The 17,827-nt window shown below is 75.2% G+C and carries 11 protein-coding genes; 4 read left to right on the plus strand and 7 right to left on the minus strand.

From position 1 onward, the window contains the following. Nucleotides 1-57 precede the first annotated feature (57 nt). From NPS70_RS11440 to NPS70_RS11450, 3 genes are all read right to left on the minus strand, one after another. Nucleotides 58-876 carry an adhesin gene (locus NPS70_RS11440; protein WP_256524050.1) on the minus strand — a complete coding sequence of 273 codons (819 nt, stop codon included), beginning with the start codon at nucleotides 874-876 and terminating at the stop codon, nucleotides 58-60. Between the two features lie 156 nt (nucleotides 877-1,032). Continuing rightward, nucleotides 1,033-2,925: an MFS transporter gene (locus NPS70_RS11445; RefSeq protein WP_374211982.1), complete on the minus strand. Its 1,893-nt coding sequence runs from the start codon at nucleotides 2,923-2,925 to the stop codon at nucleotides 1,033-1,035. A 189-nt stretch (nucleotides 2,926-3,114) separates the two neighbouring features. Next, the gene (locus NPS70_RS11450) at nucleotides 3,115-5,982 is read right to left on the minus strand and encodes a serine hydrolase (RefSeq protein ID WP_256524051.1); all 2,868 of its coding nucleotides are present in this window, start codon (nucleotides 5,980-5,982) and stop codon (nucleotides 3,115-3,117) included. A gap of 246 nt (nucleotides 5,983-6,228) precedes the next feature. Here NPS70_RS11450 and NPS70_RS11455 point away from each other — a divergent pair, with 246 nt between their 5' ends. The 3 genes from NPS70_RS11455 to NPS70_RS11465 all read left to right on the plus strand — a co-directional run bounded on the left by NPS70_RS11455 (nucleotide 6,229) and on the right by NPS70_RS11465 (nucleotide 8,523). Continuing rightward, the gene (locus tag NPS70_RS11455) at nucleotides 6,229-6,957 is read left to right on the plus strand and encodes a GPP34 family phosphoprotein (RefSeq protein ID WP_256524052.1); all 729 of its coding nucleotides are present in this window, start codon (nucleotides 6,229-6,231) and stop codon (nucleotides 6,955-6,957) included. A gap of 308 nt (nucleotides 6,958-7,265) precedes the next feature. Beyond that, a complete protein-coding gene (locus NPS70_RS11460) occupies nucleotides 7,266-8,147 on the plus strand; it encodes a helix-turn-helix transcriptional regulator (protein ID WP_256524053.1) in 882 nt (293 codons plus the stop codon). Nucleotides 8,148-8,313: 166 nt separating this feature from the next. Continuing rightward, complete coding sequence (locus NPS70_RS11465) at nucleotides 8,314-8,523, plus strand: DUF397 domain-containing protein (protein WP_256524054.1); 210 nt, start codon at nucleotides 8,314-8,316, stop codon at nucleotides 8,521-8,523. Between the two features lie 224 nt (nucleotides 8,524-8,747). Here NPS70_RS11465 and NPS70_RS11470 read toward each other — a convergent pair whose 3' ends face one another. The 4 genes from NPS70_RS11470 to NPS70_RS11485 all read right to left on the minus strand — a co-directional run bounded on the left by NPS70_RS11470 (nucleotide 8,748) and on the right by NPS70_RS11485 (nucleotide 14,425). Further along, complete coding sequence (locus tag NPS70_RS11470) at nucleotides 8,748-9,878, minus strand: ADP-ribosylglycohydrolase family protein (RefSeq protein WP_256524055.1); 1,131 nt, start codon at nucleotides 9,876-9,878, stop codon at nucleotides 8,748-8,750. A gap of 142 nt (nucleotides 9,879-10,020) precedes the next feature. After that, nucleotides 10,021-12,663, minus strand: coding sequence for a bifunctional FO biosynthesis protein CofGH (locus tag NPS70_RS11475; RefSeq protein ID WP_256524056.1), 2,643 nt, complete (start codon nucleotides 12,661-12,663; stop codon nucleotides 10,021-10,023). 134 nt (nucleotides 12,664-12,797) lie between these two features. Beyond that, nucleotides 12,798-13,625, minus strand: a complete 828-nt coding sequence (locus NPS70_RS11480) for a TIGR03619 family F420-dependent LLM class oxidoreductase (protein WP_256524057.1) — start codon at nucleotides 13,623-13,625, stop codon at nucleotides 12,798-12,800. Between the two features lie 269 nt (nucleotides 13,626-13,894). After that, entirely contained in the window at nucleotides 13,895-14,425 is a 531-nt protein-coding gene (locus NPS70_RS11485) for a GNAT family N-acetyltransferase (protein WP_256524058.1), read from the minus strand. Between the two features lie 278 nt (nucleotides 14,426-14,703). Between NPS70_RS11485 and NPS70_RS11490 the strand changes: the two genes are divergently transcribed. Beyond that, complete coding sequence (locus tag NPS70_RS11490; RefSeq protein ID WP_256524059.1) at nucleotides 14,704-17,646, plus strand: BTAD domain-containing putative transcriptional regulator; 2,943 nt, start codon at nucleotides 14,704-14,706, stop codon at nucleotides 17,644-17,646. Nucleotides 17,647-17,827: the final 181 nt, after the last annotated feature.

Here is a 17,827-nt window from a genome sequence, read left to right on the forward strand (position 1 = left end):
GCCGGGCGGGCCGGGCGGGGCGGGGGGCCGGGCGGGCCGGGCGGGGCGGTTACGGGGTCACGGCCGGCACTCGGCGCGGATCTGCGCCGCCCCGTGGTGGGCGAGGCCCCGGCCGCGGCCCCGGTCCGGGAGCCGCAGGGTCAGCCGCCGGTCGTGCACCGGGACCCGCTCGACGACGACGCCCTGCCCGCGCAGTGCCACCTGGTCGATGGCGAACGAGCGCTCCACACTGGCGGGATCGTCCGGGTCGGAGAGGACGTGGTAGACGGAGGGGCTGCCCGCGGCGTCCCGGGCGCGCTCGCCCACCGGGACGAGGACGGCGACGGTGCAGGTGCGGTACCCGCTGCCGACGTACCAGCTCCAGGTGGCGCTCCCGCCGCCGTCCAGGCCGGTCTCGCCGGACATCGGCATGGCGGTGAAGCTGCCGTCGCAGCCGTCCCCCCGGTGTCCGCCGGTCCGGACGGTGTACCAGCCCTCGGCGCCGCTGACGTAGCGCCCGTCCTCCCTGTAGCCGCCCCCGCCGGAGCAGCCCGGCCCGGCCCAGGCGACGTACACCGGGCCGGTCGGCGCGGCGGAGTCGGGGGCACCGGGTGCGGGCGGGACCTTGGGCCGGGGCGTGGCGGGCGGGGCCGCTCCGGTCTCCTCCGGCGGGCGCGGCGGCGGGCTGATCCGCTGCGGGACGCCGCCGATCTCGATCCCGCCCGGTGAGGCCGTCCCGCCCGACGGGCCCGGCACGGCGCCTCGTTCGCCACCGGGCCGGGCGCAGGCGGACGCCAGGGGCAGCAGGGTGAGGAGCGCCAGGAGGACCGCGCCCGGGCCGTGGCGGAGGCGGCGGCCTCGCCGAGGGCGGACGCCGCTGTTCCGTTCGCACGTCATATCGCACCGGACCCTGTTGACCGACTGATCGTCGTTGCTGACCGACTGATCGTCGTACCGTCGGAGCGGACCACTATGCACGAGCCCGCGGGCGGGCGTAAGTGTGAACGCCGGTAAGTGCCGCGTCCGCCGCCGCCCGTGGGCGGGACGCCGTGGTCAGCGGAGCTCGTCCGGGCAGGGGGTGCCGCGCGGCAGCTGGTAGGGCGCGGCCAGCCGGTAGACGCCCGCGCGGGGTGCCAGCAGCTCGGTCCACTCGTCGCCCTCCTCGTCCTCCTCGGACTTCAGCAGGCAGCCGTGGGGGTTGTCGAAGGTCTTCGGACCGCCCTCGCGAGCCTTGGATGCCTCGGTCTCCCGGGGGCCCTCGACGCTCGTGCCGTCGTCCGCCACCAGGCCGAGCCACGGCGAGTAGGGGACCCGGATGAGCACCCGGCCGGGAGAGGTCACCTGGATGGTGAGCTCCCCGGCCCCCGCGTGGCGCACGGTCGCCGGGGGGTCGGCGAGCGGGACCGGGTCCTTCACCGCGAACAGCTGCCAGTTCTCGTCGCCCCACACCCGGGTCAGATAGGGCAGCCCGTCCGCGACGAGTTCGGCCTCCTGCTCCGCGCTGTGGTCGGGGCGGCCTTCGGGCAGCACCACGAAGTGGACGGCCCAGCGGTCCAGCCACGCGCGGTAGCCGGCCGAAGTGAGGAGCCTGTCCTTGTCGTAGAAGAGCGGGTTGCGCTCCATGTCCGCCTGCCGGTTCCAGCCGCGCGCCAGGTTGACGTAGGGGGCGAGGGCGGACGACTCGCGGTGGCTGCTCGCCGGGACGACCTCGACCCGGCCGCGTTCCGCGCCGACCCGCTGGAGCCGGTCGACGAGGGGCGCGAGTTCACGGTTCCAGGACGCGGTGGGGGCGGTGCGGACGATGTCGTCCACGCTCTTGTAGCCGATCCAGACGTTGAGCCCGGCGAAGGCCACCACCACGGCGTACCAGCGGCGCGAGCGCGGCACGGTGAACGGCAGGGCGGCCAGCAGCGCCACACCGGCGAACAGCATGGGCAGCCGGGACACGTTCGAGCCGATCTGGGAGTCGATCAACCAGGTCAGCAGCGTGCCCACGGCGTAGACGGCGGAGGCCACCCGTACGGTGTGCCAGTCCTCGGGCACGAGGAGGAGGACCAGGACCCCGAAGACGAACGGCAGGGAGGTCGAGCCCAGTGACATGGGCTGGGTCCCGGAGAAGGGGAACAGCCAGGCGGAGAGCCCGACGACGGCGACGGGGGCGAGCCCCAGCGCGTAGGCGCCGGGGCGGCGGCCGCACAGGAACAGCGCCGCGGCGACGACGCCGAGGAAGAGGCCCGCGACCGGGCTCGCCGCCGTGGCGAGCCCCGCGAACAGGGCGGCGACGGCCCCCTTGGCCCACCGCCTCCGGCGCAGGCGGTGCGGCCAGCAGAAGAAGGCGCCCACCGCGGCGAGCGCGAACATCATGCCCAGGCCGAAGGTGACCCGGCCGGAGAGCGCATTGCACAGGAAGGCGAACACCCCGGCGAAGCCGCAGGCCAGCGGGTTGCGCACGGAGGGCAGCCGGAGCAGGATCAGCGCGGTCAGGGCGGAGGAGACCGTGCCCGCGACGATCATCGTGGTCCGGACGCCGAGCACGGACATCACATAGGGGGACACCACGCTGTAGGAGACGGGGTGCATCCCCCCGTACCAGGCGAGGTTGTACGCGGAGTCGGGGTGGCGGCCGACGAACTCGGCCCAGGCGTCCTGCGCGGCGAGGTCGCCCCCGGTGTTGGCCAGGAACAGGATCCACACCACGTGCAGCAGTGCGGCGGTCGCCGTGACCAGGGTGACCGGATGGCGTGCGACCCGGCGCAGGGCGCCGACCCGCGGGGCGGGGTCCGTTGCGGGGGGCCTGTCCCCGCCGGGGCCTCGGTCCTCTTCCCTGTCCGGAGCCGGGGTCCGGCCGGAGGGGGCGCCGGGGCTTCGCGGGGGCCGGACGGAGGAGGGCCGCCCGGGCGCGGCGGTGGTGCGGTCGTCCGCGCGTACGGGCTCGGCGGTGGTCACTGCGGCTCTCCCCGTGGTCCTGTGTCCTGTTCCGTCTGCCCCGTGTCGAGCGCGTCCCGCCGTCCTCGCCTCCGGCGCTCCCCGCCTCACCCGGAGGACGCACCGCAGGCCCCCGGGGTTGCCCGGCGACGCTAGCACGCGGGCGCCCCGTCACCGACGGGACGCCCGCGCGGGTGGAGGGCCGGCGGATCAGCCGATACGGGTCAGCCTCGCCCCGAAGCCCGGCTCGACGAGGTCCCGTTGGAGGGCGACCGGAACGCTGATGGTCCCGGCCCCGGACCCTGCGGTGAGGCTGCCGACGACCGTGCCCGCCTCGGCCGTGCCGGGCACCTTCCTGCCGCCGTCGGTGATGCCGGAGCGGACCGTCAGACCGGACCAGCCGACGACCGTCAGGTCCTTGGTCGCCACCACGGGCGTCAGCCCGCCGAGCCCGTCGTCGACGTGCCCGACGACGTCGCCCTTCCTGACGACGGTCCTGGCCTGCAACGTCTCCCGCGTGGCGACCAGCACCTCCTCGCTCACGGCGTTGACGGTCTCCAGGATGGAGGGCTTGTGCTGGCCGAGGACCGCGCCGACGATCGTCTGCGTGGAGCCGCCGATGTCCTTGTAGGCGGCGAAGAGCAGGTTGCCGCCCGCCTTGGTGGTGGAACCGGTCTTGATGCCGATGGCGCCGTTCCTGGGCATCAGGGTGTTGTAGTTGCTGTGGCGCTTCCCGGACGGGTCGTACCACTCCTGCTGGCGGGTGATGTCGACCATGGCCTTGTTCTTGACCAGTGCCTGCCCCAGCTTCACCTGGTCCGCCGCCGTGGAGACGGTCGCGGCGTCCAGGCCGGAGGGGTCGGTGTACGTGGTGTTGGTCATGCCGAGCTCCTCGGCGGTGTCGTTCATCTTCTTGACGAACGCCTCCTCGGAGCCCGCGTCCCAGCGGGCCACCAGCCGGGCCACGTTGTTCGCGGACGGAATCATGATCGCGCTGAGCGCGTCCTTGACGGAGAGCGTGTCGCCCTCCTTGACGGTGTTCAGCGTGGACTCGTCGTTGGTCGCGTCATAGCCGCCCTCCTTCTCGGCGAGGGCGTCGACGGGGATCTTCTCCCCCTCCTCGCCCCGCTTGAAGGGGTGGTCGCGCATGATGATGTACGCCGTCATCGTCTTGGTCACACTGGCGATGGGGACGGGCTTCTCCTCCCCGAACTGCCCGACGACCCCGAGGCCCGACACCGCGATCTGCCCCTGCCCCTCACCGGGCCACGGAAGGGTCGGCTTCCCGCCCTCGAAGGAGTACTCCGCGTCGGCGGAGAGGGCCAGGGAAGGCGTCGGAAGCGGACGCACCGCCTGTGCGATCGCGAAGGCGATCAGGAGCAGGGCGACCAGCGGCGTCCAGATCTTGACCCGGCGCACCACGGTCCGGACCGGGGTCTCCGGCGGAGGCGGGGTGTTGGTCAGCTCGGCCAGCAGGTCCAGCGCGCCGAGCGGCGGCATGGGCTGCTGCCTGGTCCGCTCGGCCTCGCCGAGGGCCGCGGGGGCGGCGTCGCCGCCGTCGGGGCGCTCGGCCGGGGAGGCAGCGGGGGCAGGCGACGCCGACGCGGTGCCCGGGGCGTCGGCCTCCGGGGCGTCGGAGGAGGTGGGGGCGGTCCGGCGGGGCGCCGGGGCGGCCCTGTCGTCGCGGAGGAGCGGCACGAAGGTACTGCCCGCCGGTGCCCCTGGGGCGCCCTTCGCCCGGAGGCCGCCGGAGTCCCGTGCGCCCCTGGCGTCCTGTGCACCCCCGGCGCCCCCGTCGCCGGACCCGGCCTCGGCGGACCCCGTCCCGGCGGACTCGGCAGGCTCGGCCCCGGCCTCGGCGGACTCGGCGGACTCGGCCCCGGCCCCGGCGGACCCGGCAGGCTCGGCCTCGGAGTCCCCGGGGCCCTGGGAGTCGCCGACGGCGACGGCGTCCCGGGGGGTGCCCTCGGCGTCCTTCGGGCTGTCCTTCGCGGCGGGGCGCCCGGCCTCCCCGGAACCCTCGGAGCCCGTCACGCCGGGTCCGCGGCCCTCGGTGTCCCCGCCGCGCGGTACGGCGAGCGCCGTGGTCGGCTGGTCCACGGTGGGGCGCGGCCGGGTCGTGAACACCGCGGTCGGCTGGTCCACCGGGCCACGGGAGGACACGTCGCCCTCCCCGCCCCGGGACGCCCGGTCGCCGACGGGCTCGTCCGCCTCGGCATCCGCGCCTGCATCGGCTTCCGCCTCCGCGCCGGCACCCGCCTCCGCATCGGCTTCCGCATCCGCGCCGGCACCCGCCTCCGCATCGGCTTCCGCATCCGCGCCGGCACCCGCCTCCGCATCGGCTTCCGCATCCGCGCCGGCACCCGCCTCCGCATCGGCATCGGCATCGGCATCGGCATCGGCAGGGTCCGCCGTGGCCGCGGTACCGGAACGGCCCGCGGGAGCGCCGTCCCCGCCGTCCGGCCCGTCCGGCCCGTCCTCCCCGCGCCGCCCACGAGGTCCGAAGGCACCGGAGCCCTCGTCGTCGGCCTCCTCCTCCGGGGAGTCCGCGCGGGCGGGCCCGTCGCCGCCGGAGGGACCCGCCGCGCCGCGACCGCCCCCGGCAGGAGTGTCCTCGCCGCGGAAGGAAGCATTCTGCTCGGTGGTGCCCGCGGCCTGCGCCTTCGCGCCCGCCGGACGGCCCGCCCCGTCACCCTCGCCACCCCGGTCGGGGCCGTCGGACTCCCGGTCCCCGTCACCCTCGGTCGCGACCCACTCGGCCACCGCGTCCCGCAGGCGCGCATCGCCGTCGCGCCCCGTCGCCTCGGCGGCCGTGCCGTCCTCGCCGGACGGCCCGTCGCGGTCGTCGCGCGCCGGGCCGGAACCGGTCTCGCGGTCGTCCCCCTCGCCCGCCGGGGCGGGGAGACGGAAGACTGCCGTGCGCTGGTCCGTGGCCGCGGGGGCCGCGGATGCCGGGGGGCCCTCACGGAACATCGCGAGACGCGGGTCGCCCTCGCGCCCCGCCGTCTCCCCCGACGACTCCCGCTGCTCCGACCTGTCGGGGGACTCGCCCGCCACCGTGCCTCCTCCATGAGTCATGTGCCACGCGCCATGGCGCCATGCCTATGCCATGACGCATGATGCGTGCCGTACTCGTACCACCGCCGGCCTCGGCGCCGAGGCCGGCGGTGTCCGAACCATCTACCAGTGTCCTGTGTGAGCGCTTGGCTCCGGTGCTAGACGAGAACGACATACCTATCGGTTCCCTAACAAAGCTCCCAGGCCCCCTCGACAGACCAATGTGAGAGGGGTCACCCTGTCACTCATCCACGCGGGGAGGCATGGATGGGCAGGAGCCGCAGAACACTTCCGGAAGAGCTTCTGCTGCTCGCTCTGGACCCGGCCACGGGTACCACGGCGCAGCCGCAGTCGCTCGACCTCGGCCTGGCAGGAGCTCAGCTAGTGGAGCTGGCTCTGGCAGGACGGATAGCCCCTGACGGGGATCGTATCGCCGTGGTGATGCCACGGCCGACCGGAGATCCGACGCTGGACTCCGCACTGGAGCTGCTGCGCAGGCGCGGCAGCCCGGTCCGGGCGGTCCACTGGATCGGCGGGCCCCGGCTGGGGCTGCGCCAGATCTACCTCTCGCACCTGGAACGCTGCGGCATGGTGCATGCCGTCGAGGGCCAGATGTGCGGGGTGCTGCCGACGACGCGCTACCAGGCGACGGACACGGCGATCAGCCGTGACATCCGGGCCCGGCTGGACAGCGCGATCCGTACCGGCGTACCACCGGACCCGCGGACCGCGGCGCTCGCCGCCCTGGCCCACGCGGTCGGTCTCGGCAAGCACCTGTACCCCGGCAACGAGGGGCGTTCCTCTCGGTCCCGGCTGCGGGACCTGATCAGGCACGACCCGATGGGCGGCCTGGTGGCGCACGCCGTGATGGACGTCCAGAACGGCGCGGCCGCGCAGCCGCGCCGCGGGCAGTCGGCGGCGGGCGGGGCCCGCCAGACCGGGCCCGTGCCGATGCAGCCGCGCCGGACCGGCATGGCCCGCGTCGCCGCGCACTGAGCCGCGCCCCCGAGGCGCGGACGGCCGGCGCACCCGCGCCGGCGGCCGGGCAGCCACGGCACCGCCCGCACCGGGCACCGCTCGTGCCGTACGGCGCCCGGACACGCACCGCACCGCCGCGATACCGCCGCACCGACGTCCCCATGACCCGGTCCGGGAGCCGCAGAACGCGCGGAACAGCGTCTTCGCTGTTCCGCGCGTTCGCGTTTGTGGCCGTTTCGCAGCGGCGGCCCGCCCTTTGGTGGCAGTCTGCTGAACGGTAGATACGCACAGCAACACGAGGCAACGCAGCCGGAGGTGCAGTTTCCGTGGCGTCCAACGTCAATCCCACCGTCAGGAGGCGCCGTTTGGGCCAGGAGCTGCGCCGGCTCCGCGAACTGAAGGGCATGACGGCGGAGGAGGTCGCCGAGCGGCTCCTCGTCTCCCAGTCCAAGATCAGCCGCCTGGAGAACGGACGCCGCTCGATCAGCCAGCGCGACGTCCGCGACCTGTGCGGGGTGTACGAGGTCGAGGACCACCGCATCGTGGACTCCCTGATGCAGATGGCCAAGGACTCCCGCCAGCAGGGCTGGTGGCACGCCTTCGGCGACATCCCCTACAGCGTCTACATCGGCCTGGAGACCGACGCGGCCAGCCTGCGCGTGTACGAGCCGCAGGTGGTGCCCGGGCTCCTCCAGACCCGGGGCTACGCGGAGGCGCTCATCGCGGGCGCACTCCCGGAGAGCGGTCTGCCCGACGTCGAGAAGCGTGTCAGCGTGCGGCTGCGCCGACAGGAGCGCGTCCACGACGCGGAGCAGCCGCTGCGGCTGTGGGCCGTGATCGACGAGGCGGCCCTGCGTCGCCGCGTCGGCGGACGGCAGCTGATGCGGGAGCAGTTGGAGCACCTGGTCGAGATGTCCCACCAGCCGCACGTCACGGTGCAGGTGCTGCCGTTCGACATGGGCGCCCACCCCGGGATCAACGGGCAGTACGCGATCCTGGAGTTCCCGGACACCTCGGACTCGAGCGTCGTCTACATCGAGGGCGTGACGAGCGACCTGTACCTGGAGAAGGCCAACGACGTGCAGAAGTACAGCGTGATGTACGAGCACCTGCGCGCCCAGGCCCTGAACGCGGACCAGACGCGCCAGTTCATCTCGAAGATCGCCAAGGAGTACGCGCAGGACGCTCCGGAGGAGTTCACGGACTGAAGCGCGGAAAGGTACACCACGGGACGGGCGTCACGGAAGAGGCGCCTGATGTATACCATCCGGTCGAGTGAACGCCCGTCTCACCCGACCGGCCCGGCGAGTAGCGTCGATCACGCCAGCGAGAACGTTGGCGCACATCACCCCCACTCGCCGAAGCGGAGCAATCATGGCCATCATTCAGGGTGCCACGGAGACCTGGACGAAGTCCTCGTACTCCACGGGCAACGGTGCCTGTGTCGAAGTCAAGTCCCCTGTCCTGCAGGCGATTTCCGTGCGGGACTCCAAGGTCGCCGAGGGCCCCGAGCTCTCCTTCCGGCCCGGTTCCTGGACCTCGTTCGTCAGCGACGTGGCACGGGCCGCGGTCGACCTCGCCTGAGGCACCGCCCGACGCGAACCGGCCAGGCGCAGGAGGGTGCGGCCGCCACCAACGCGGGCACCCTGCCGGTCAGAGCCGTCCGGCGTGCGAACCCCGTGCGCACCGCGCCACGTTTCAGTGAGCCCTCTCGACTGGCATCGCCGTCCCGGCCGAGGGGGCTCGGCCCTGTCCGCCGCGGGGCCGGCCGCCGGGTCGCGTGGTGGCGGTGGTGGAGGGGGCCGCGCTCAGGTCAGTTCGGCGGTCACGCGCGGGTAGCGGGCGAGCCAGCCCGGGGCCGCCGCCCCCGGGCCGTGCAGGGCGGGGCCCTGGGTCATCTCCATGGCGAAGTCGTCCGCGATCTCCAGGAGGGTGCCCCGCCCCTCCAGTTCGCACAGCCAGGCCGGGGGCAGCGCGGTCTCCCCGTGCAGGGCCCCGAGCAGCGCCCCGCACACGGTGCCCGTCGCGTCGGAGGGGCCGTCGTGGTTGACGGCCAGTCGCAGTCCGTGGCCCATGTCCTCGCCGACCAGTGCGCAGTAGACCGCCACGGAGAGCACCTCCTCCGCGTACCCGCTGCCCGCGAGGTCCGCCACCCGGCCCGGGCCCGGTATGCCCTGGCGCACCGCTCCGAGCGCCTCCCGCAGGCCGTCCGTCACGGGCTGGTGGCCCGGCCGGGCCGCCAGCAGGGCGAGAGCCCGCTGCACCGAGCCGTCGAGCGTCTCCCCGCGGGCCAGACCGTGGACGACCACGGCGAAGGCCCCCGCCGACAGGTACGCCGTGGGGTGCCCGTGCGTCTGCGCCGCGCACTCGACCGCGAGCTGGCACACCAGCTCGGGCTCCCAGCCCACGAGCAGCCCGAACGGGGCCGACCGCACCAGGGCGCCCGCGCCTCGCGCGGTGGGGTTCCTGGGTGCCTGGAGGGTGCCCATGGTGGTGTCGCCGAGCCCGGTCAGACAGGTGCGGGAGGGGTTGCGGCGGCTGTAGAGCCACTCCTGCGCGGCCAGCCAGCCGTTGTCCTTGCGGCGCTCGTCCGGGCCCCAGTCCCGCTGGGTGGCGGCCCAGCGCAGATACGCCCGGTGGAGGTCGGTCGGCGGGTGCCAGGCCCCGGTGTCGCGACGGACCTGGGCGCGGATGAGCCCGTCCACGGTGAACAGGGTCATCTGGGTGGCCGCGGTGACCGCGCCCCGGCGCCCGTCCACGGGAACGAGGCCGACCAGGCCCTCGGGCCCGTGGGCCGTGCGCAGCTCCTCCAGGGACCGCCCCGCCGCCCCGGCGCCCAGCGCGTCCCCGATCGCGCCGCCGAGGAGGGCCCCGCGTACCCGGGCCCGGAAGTCCTGCTGCTCGGCCCGGCCCCACACGGCTGCGGCGGCTGCGCTCACCGTGCCCCTCCCCCGACGTCGAACGGACACTCTGCCCGGGCCAGCACTGTAATCGAACGGGGCGGGGCGCCCCAGGGCCACGGTCCCCGGCGCGACCCCGGCGGAGCGGCCCCGGGGCCGGGGCCTCCGGCGCCCCTCGCACTCACTCCGGCAGCAGGGGCAGCAACTCCGGAAGGTGCCCGTCGGAGGCCGCGGCCGCGCGGCGCCGCTCCTCGGGCACCTCGCCGTAGAGGGTGGTGCGCGGGCGCGCCGGACGGCCCGCGGCCTCGGCGATCGCCGTCAGCTCGCGCACGGAGCGGTACGAGCCGTACCCCGAGCCGGCCATCCGGGAGATCGTCTCCTCCATGAGGGTGCCCCCGAGGTCGTTGGCACCGGAGCGGAGCATCTCGGCGGCGCCCTCCGCGCCCAGCTTCACCCAGCTGGTCTGGATGTTCGGGATGTGGGGGTGCAGCAGCAGCCGGGCCATGGCGGTCACCGCGCGGTTGTCCCGGACGGTCGGTCCCGGCCGCGCGATGCCCGCCAGGTACACGGGCGCGTTGGTGTGGATGAAGGGCAGGGTGACGAACTCGGTGAAGCCGCCGGTGCGTTCCTGGATCCCCGCGAGGGTGCGCAGGTGGCCGAGCCAGTGGCGTGGCTGGTCGACGTGCCCGTACATCATCGTGGAGCTGGAGCGGATGCCCAGCTCGTGGGCGGTGGTGACGACCTCGATCCAGGTCGCGGCGGGCAGTTTGCCCTTGGTCAGCACCCAGCGGACCTCGTCGTCCAGGATCTCCGCCGCGGTGCCGGGGAGGGAGTCGAGGCCGGCCTCCTTCGCGGCGGTGAGCCACTCGCGGATGGACAGCCCCGTGCGGGTGGCGCCGTTGACGACCTCCATGGGGGAGAAGGCGTGGACGTGCATCCCGGGGACCCGCTCCTTGACGGCGCGTGCCAGGTCGAAGTAGGCGGTGCCGGGCAGGTCGGGGTGGATGCCGCCCTGCATGCAGACCTCGACGGCGCCGACGTCCCACGCCTGCGCCGCCCGGTCGGCCACCTGGCGCAGGGAGAGGGTGTAGGCGTCGGCGTCGGTGCGGCGCTGGGCGAAGGCGCAGAACCGGCAGCCGGTGTAGCAGACGTTGGTGAAGTTGATGTTCCTGGTGACGATGTAGGTGACCTCGTCGCCGACGGTGTCGCGGCGCAGGTCGTCGGCGATCCGGGTCAGCGCGTCCAGTGCGGGGCCGTCGGCGTGCAGCAGGGCGAGCGCCTCGTCGTCGGCGAGGCGGGTGGGGTCGTCGGCCGCCGTGGCGAGGGCCCGTCGGACGTCCGCGTCGATGCGCTCGGGCGCCATGCCGGGGGCGGCGGCCTCGCGCAGCGCCTCCCAGTCCCCGTAGACGTGGTCGAAGTCGGCGCGCCGGTCGCCGGTACGGCCCTCCGTGTCGATGGTGCGGTGCAGGTCGGTGCGCCCGGCGGCCGTGAACGCCTCGTCGGGCTCCTGCCAGGGGAGGCCGGCGGGACGGGCGTCCTCCCGGGCCAGCCCGGTGTCCGGGTCGGCGAGCGCGGCCACGTGGGGCCTGAGGCGCGGGTCGAGCCAGGGCTCGCCCCGGTGCACGAACTCGGGGTACACGCAGAGGCGTTCGCGCAGCTCGAAGCCCAGGGCGGCGGACTGCGCGGCGAGTTCCTCGATCTGCGGCCAGGGGCGCTCGGGGTTGACGTGGTCGACGGTGAGCGGGGAGACGCCGCCCCAGTCGTCGATCCCGGCGCCCAGCAGCCGCGCGTACTCGCCGTCGACCAGGTTGGGCGGTGCCTGGAGGCAGGCGGAGGGCCCCATGATGTGCCGGGCGACGGCCACGGTGGCCACCAGCTCGTCGAGTTCCGCGTCCGGCATGCCGCGCATCGGGGTGTCCGGCTTGGCGCGGAAGTTCTGCAGGATCAGTTCCTGGATGCCGTGGTAGGCGCGGGAGACGCGGCGCAGGGCGAACAGCGACTCGGCCCGCTCCTCGTAGGTCTCGCCGATGCCGATGAGCAGGCCGGTGGTGAAGGGGACGGAGGAGCGTCCCGCGTCCTCCAGCACCCGCAGCCGTACGGCGGGCTCCTTGTCGGGCGAGCCGTGGTGGGGGCCGCCGGGCTCGGACCACAGGCGGGTGGCGGTGGTCTCCAGCATCATGCCCATGGAGGGTGCGACGGGCTTGAGGCGCTGGAAGTCGGTCCAGCCGAGCACCCCGGGGTTGAGGTGGGGCAGCAGCCCGGTCTCCTCCAGGATGCGCACCGACATGGCCCGGACGTAGGCGAGGGTGTCGTCGTAGCCGTGGGCGTCGAGCCACTCGCGCGCCTCGGGCCAGCGGTCCTCCGGCTTGTCGCCGAGGGTGATCAGGGCTTCCTTGCACCCGAGTTCGGCTCCGCGCCGGGCGATCTCCAGGACCTCGTCGGGGGACATGAACATCCCGTGGCCGTCCCGGCGCAGCTTCCCGGGGACGGTGGCGAAGGTGCAGTAGTGGCAGCGGTCCCTGCACAGCCGGGTCAGGGGGAGGAAGACGCTCCTGGAGTAGGTGATCACGCCCGGACGCCCGGCGGCCGCCAGCCCGGCGTCCCGCACCCGGGCCGCCGAGGCGGCCAGGTCGTCGAGGTCGGCGCCGCGGACCTGGAGCAGCACGGCGGCCTCGGAGACGTCGAGTGCGACGCCGTCCCGGGCCCGCTTCAGCGCGCGGCGCACGGCGTTCTCGGTGGGTCGCGACGCCGGTCGGGCGCCCCCGCGCCCGGCCTGCGGTCCGTTCTGCCGTCCACCCCGGTGGTCGCCCTGGTGATCGCTCATGCGTCGAGCATACGAGCGGCCCCGGCCGTGGCCCATGCCCACCGGCCGGATCCGGTACCCGCCGCGGTCCGCGCGACGGGTGCGCGTCCGCCGCGCCGCGGGACGGGAGCGCCCGCGGGCCCGGGGCCGAGCCCCTAGAGGTACCGCGCGTACGAGTCGAGGGCGCGCAGCACCTCCAGCTCGTTCCCCGGGGGGAGTTGAAGGACGACCTCCTCGATGCCCTGGTCCGCGTAGTGGGCGAGCTTGCCGGGTTCCGGGCGGACGGCGTACGGGACGACCTGGAGCGCCTTCGGATCCCGCCCGGCCCGCTCCCACGCCTCGCGCAGGGCGGGGACCGCGGTGCGGAGGCCCCGGCCGCCGATGGGGAGCCAGCCGTCGGCGTACTCGGTGATGTGGGCGAAGAGCGAGGGGCCGGCCGCACCGCCGACCAGCACGCGCGGGGCCCCTCCGGCGGGCTTGGGATAGGCCAGCGAGGCGCTGACGGAGGCGAGCCGGCCCTCGTAGGCCGTGGGTTCGGGCGCCCACAGGGCCCGCATCAGCGCCATCCGCTCGCGGACCAGTTCCCGGCGCTCGGACCACGTCACGCCGTGGTCGGCCGCCTCCTCCACGTTCCAGCCGAAGCCGACGCCGAGGGTGAAGCGCCCGCCCGAGAGGTGGTCGAGGGTGGCGACCTGCTTGGCCAGCGCGATCGGGTCGTGCTGGGCGACGAGGGTGATGCCGGTGCCGAGGGCGAGCCGGTCGGTGACCGCGGCCGCCTGGCCCAGGGCCACGAAGGCGTCGAGGGTGCGGGTGTACTCGGGGGGCAGTTCGCCGCCGGCGGCGTAGGGGGTGGTGCGTGCGGCGGGGATGTGGGTGTGCTCGGGGAGGAAGAGTCCGGCGAAGCCGCGCTGTTCGAGTTCGCGGGCCAGGCGGACGGGGGTGATCGTCTCGTCGGTGAGGAAGACCGTGGTCGCGATCCGCATGGGGACACGGTAGGCGAGATCGGGCGGCGCGTCGCCGGTCGCGACCGCGCCGTCCGGTTCTCGTCCCCGTCGAGGGGTCCGGGCCGCGGTGGCCGGGGGCCGGGAGCGCGCTTCCCGGTCGGGCCGGGCGGCCCGTGCGGACGGCCGGGCGACGGGCGGGAGGCCGCCCCGGGCCGGGCGGTGGCCGGGGGCCCTCCCCGGCGCGGGCCCGGGCGGGCCCGCCCGGCGCCCGGCGCGGACCCCGCCCTCCCCGGCCGTCCGCGCCCCCGTCAGGCCCGGACGAGTTCGTCCGCGAGCAGCCCCATGGCGATCATGTCGTGCCAGACGCCGTCGCGGCGGAAGGACTGGCGGCGGCGGCCCTCCTCGACGAAGCCGACCTTCCGGTACACCGCGAGCGCCGCGCGGTTCTCGGGGACCACCGTCAGCTCGATCTTGTGCAGGCGCATCTCCTGGAAGCCGTAGCGGCAGGCGGTCCGCATCGCGTCGGTGGCCAGCCCCCTGCCCCAGCAGTCCTTCTCGCCGAGGTAGACGTCCAGTTCGGCTATCCCCTTCTCGGGCTCGGCGCCGTGGAGCGCGACCAGGCCCACCAACCGCCCCTCCGCCAGGGTCTCGATGCCGAGGAGGACGTCGGCGTAGGTGTTGCGGGGGCGGTCGGCCAGCCAGCGCCCGACCTGCGCCCGGGTCGCCGGGTAGGTGTCGTCCATCCAGCGCATGACCTCGGGGTCGTGGTTCCAGCGCCACAGTGCGTCGGCGTCCTCCGGCCCCATCGCCCTCAGACGCACCAGCTTCCCCTCGGCCATCGTGGCCACCCCCTGTTTCGACGGTTCCGGTCGGTCATGGCTAGCACGCGGGAGCACGGCGGCTCAAAGCCTTTGGCGGGAGGACCGCGCGGGGCCCGGGCCTGCGTCCTCCGCCCGGCCGGAGCCCGCGGCCGTCCGTCGCCCCTGACCAGTGCCGGGATGGGACAGGTGTCACACCGCCCCGAGGGCAGCCGGGCGCGCCCCGCTGCTGACGCGGCCGCCGCCGACAGGGCAGACTGTCGAGGGCGATTCCGGCAGTACGGGCAGGGGGCAGCCACATGGGCCGTGACAGCGGGCCACGCGTACCGGACCAGCGCGCTCCGCACGGCGGGGACGCCGCCGGTCTGCACTTCTCCGTGCTCGGCCCCGTCCGGGTCCGGCGCGGCGGGGAGACCCTGCCGCCCGGCTCCCCGCAGCAGCGCGCGCTGCTCGCGGCCCTGCTGCTGCGCGGGGGGCGGACCGCCACGGCACCGGAGCTGATCGACGCCATCTGGGGGCAGGAGCCGCCTCCGCAGGCCCTCGCGGCCGTCCGCACCTACGCCTCCCGGCTGCGCAAGGCGCTCGACACGCAGGCCCTGGTGAGCGAGTCGGGCGGCTACGCCCTGCGCATCGCGCGGGACGCCCTGGACCTGACCGTCGCCGAGGACCTCGCGGACGAGGCGCACAAGGCGCTGGCGGCGGGCGACCGCGGCCAGGCCCGTGCCCTGCTCGCCGGGGCGCTGGAGCTCTGGGACGGCGAGGCCCTGGCCACCGTGCCGGGACCGTACGCGGAGAACCACCGCGCCCGGCTGGCGGAGTGGAACATCCAGCTGCTGGAGACCCGCCTGGACCTGGACCTGGAGACCGGCCGCCATGCGGAGGCGGTCTCCGAGCTGACCGCGCTCACCGCCGCCCACCCGCTGCGCGAGCGGCTGCGGGAGCTGCTGATGCTCGCGCTCTACCGCAGCGGGCGCCAGGCCGAGGCGCTGGCCGTCTACGCGGACACCCGGCGGCTGCTCGCCGAGGAACTGGGGGTCGACCCGCGGCCCGAGCTGTCCGGCCTCCAGGAGCGCATCCTGCGGGCCGACGCGGAGCTCGCCCGGCCCAGCGAGCAGCCCGCCGCCGCGGCCCGTCCGGCCCGGCCCGCGCAACTCCCCGCCACGGTGCCCGACTTCACCGGCCGGGACGCCTTCGTCCGCGAACTCGGCGACCGGCTGGCCACCGCCGAGGGCTCGGTGATGGCCGTGTCCGCCCTCGCCGGGATCGGCGGCGTCGGCAAGACCACCCTGGCCGTCCACGTCGCCCACCAGGCCCGCGGCCGCTTCCCGGACGGCCAGCTGTACGTGGACCTCCAGGGCGCGACCAGCCGGGCGGCCGAGCCGGAGACGGTGCTCGGCTCCTTCCTGCGGGCGCTGGGCACGGCCGACTCGGCCATCCCCGACACCCTCGACGAGCGGGCGGCGCTGTACCGCTCGGCGCTGGACGGCCGCCGGGTGCTCGTCCTGCTGGACAACGCGCGCGACGCCGCCCAGGTCCGCCCCCTGCTGCCCGGCACGGCGGGCTGCGCCGCCCTGGTCACCAGCCGGGTCCGCATGGTCGACCTGGCGGGGGCGCACCTGGTCGACCTGGACGTGATGTCGCCGGACGAGGCGCTGCGGCTGTTCACCCGGATCGTGGGCGAGGAGCGGGTGTCGGCCGAGCGCGAGGCCGCCCTCGACGTGGTGGCCGCCTGCGGGTTCCTGCCCCTGGCCATCCGCATCGCCGCCTCCCGGCTGGCCGCCCGGCGCACCTGGACGGTGTCGGTGCTGGCGGCGAAGCTGGCGGACGAGCGGCGGCGGCTGGACGAGCTCCAGGCGGGCGACCTCGCGGTGAAGGCCACCTTCGAGCTGGGGTACGGGCAGTTGGAGCCCTCCCAGGGGCGCGCCTTCCGGCTGCTGGGGCTGGCGGACGGTCCGGACGTCTCCCTGGCTGCGGCCTCGGCGGTGCTGGACCTGCCCGCGCACGACACGGAGGACCTGCTGGAGGCCCTGGTGGACACCTCCCTGCTGGAGTCCGCCGCACCGGGCCGCTACCGCTTCCACGACCTGGTGCGGCTCTACGCGCGTGCCTGCGCCGAGCGGGACGAGCGGGCGGACGACCGCGAGGCGGCGCTCTCCCGGCTGCTCGACTTCTACCTGGCCACGGCCGCCCGCGTGTACGGGATCGAGCGGCCCGGCGACCGCCTGCCGGACCATCTGGAGCCCACCGGCGGGGCGGGCCTCTCCTTCGCCGACCGGCGCGGGGCTCAGGACTGGCTCTACGCGGAGGCCCACTGCCTGCTCGCCTGCGCCCGCCAGGCGGCGGCGGGACCGCGGCTGCGGCGGGCCGTGGACCTGCTGTGGGCCGCCAAGGACCTGGGCGAGTCGGGTGCCAACTCCCGTCTGTACGAGACGGTCACGGGCGCCGTGCTCCACGCCGCCCGGGCGGCCGGCGACCGCAGGGCCGAGGCGCGGGCGCGGACCTCGCTGACCAACGTGCACCTGGTGGCGGGCCGCTACGACCTGGCGGACGAGGAGGCGGCACAGGCCCGGGTGCTGGCGGCCGCGGCCGGGGACCCGGTCCCCGTCTACTGGTCGGACAACGACCGCGGCATCATCGCCTTCAACCAGGGCCGCTACCCGGAGGCGGAGGAGCACCTGAGCCATGCCATAGAGGGGTCCCGGGCGGACGGCAACCGCCCCGGCGAGGCCAGTGCCCTGTGCAACCTCTCGCGCATCCAGTTGTCGCTGGGGCGGACGGAGGAGGCCATCGCGCTCGCCGGGAAGGGCGTGGAGCTCTACCACCGGACCGGTCACACGCTGCGGCTGGCCAACGCCCGCTACGCCCTGGGGGTCGCGCTCACCCGGGCCGGGCGGTGCACGGACGCGCTCGACCGCCTGCACGAGGCCCTGGAGGGCTTCGGGACCCACCGGCAGCGGCTGTGGGAGGGGACGACCCTCTTCCGGATCGCCGAGGCCCAACTGGCCTCCGGCGGCGCGGCCCAGGCCGCCCGGTCGGCAGAGCAGGCGCTGGCGACGGGCTGCATCGGCGGGGACCGCATCCGCGCCGGGGTGCTGACGGTCCTCGGCCGGGCCCTCGACGGCCTCGGGCAGCGCGACCGTGCACGGGCCTGCTGGCAGGAGGCCCTGGCACTGCACGAGCAGAGCGGCTCCGCCGAGGCCGAGCAGGTGCGCGGCCTGCTGAGCCCCCTGGGCGCCGCCTGACGGCGGCGCCGGGCCGGTCCTGCGGCGGGGCACCGGACCTCCGCCGGTGGCGCGGCCGTTGCGCCGAGGGCGTGCGGCGGTGCACGGCACACCCCGTCCCGGGCCCGTACCAGGGCCCCGGGGACCGCCCGGGCTGCACGTTCATCGGATGTTTATGCTCGTCCTACAGACTCGGCGGCAG

Source organism: Streptomyces sp. C10-9-1 (assembly GCF_024497955.1).
Taxonomy (GTDB): domain Bacteria; phylum Actinomycetota; class Actinomycetes; order Streptomycetales; family Streptomycetaceae; genus Streptomyces; species Streptomyces sanyensis.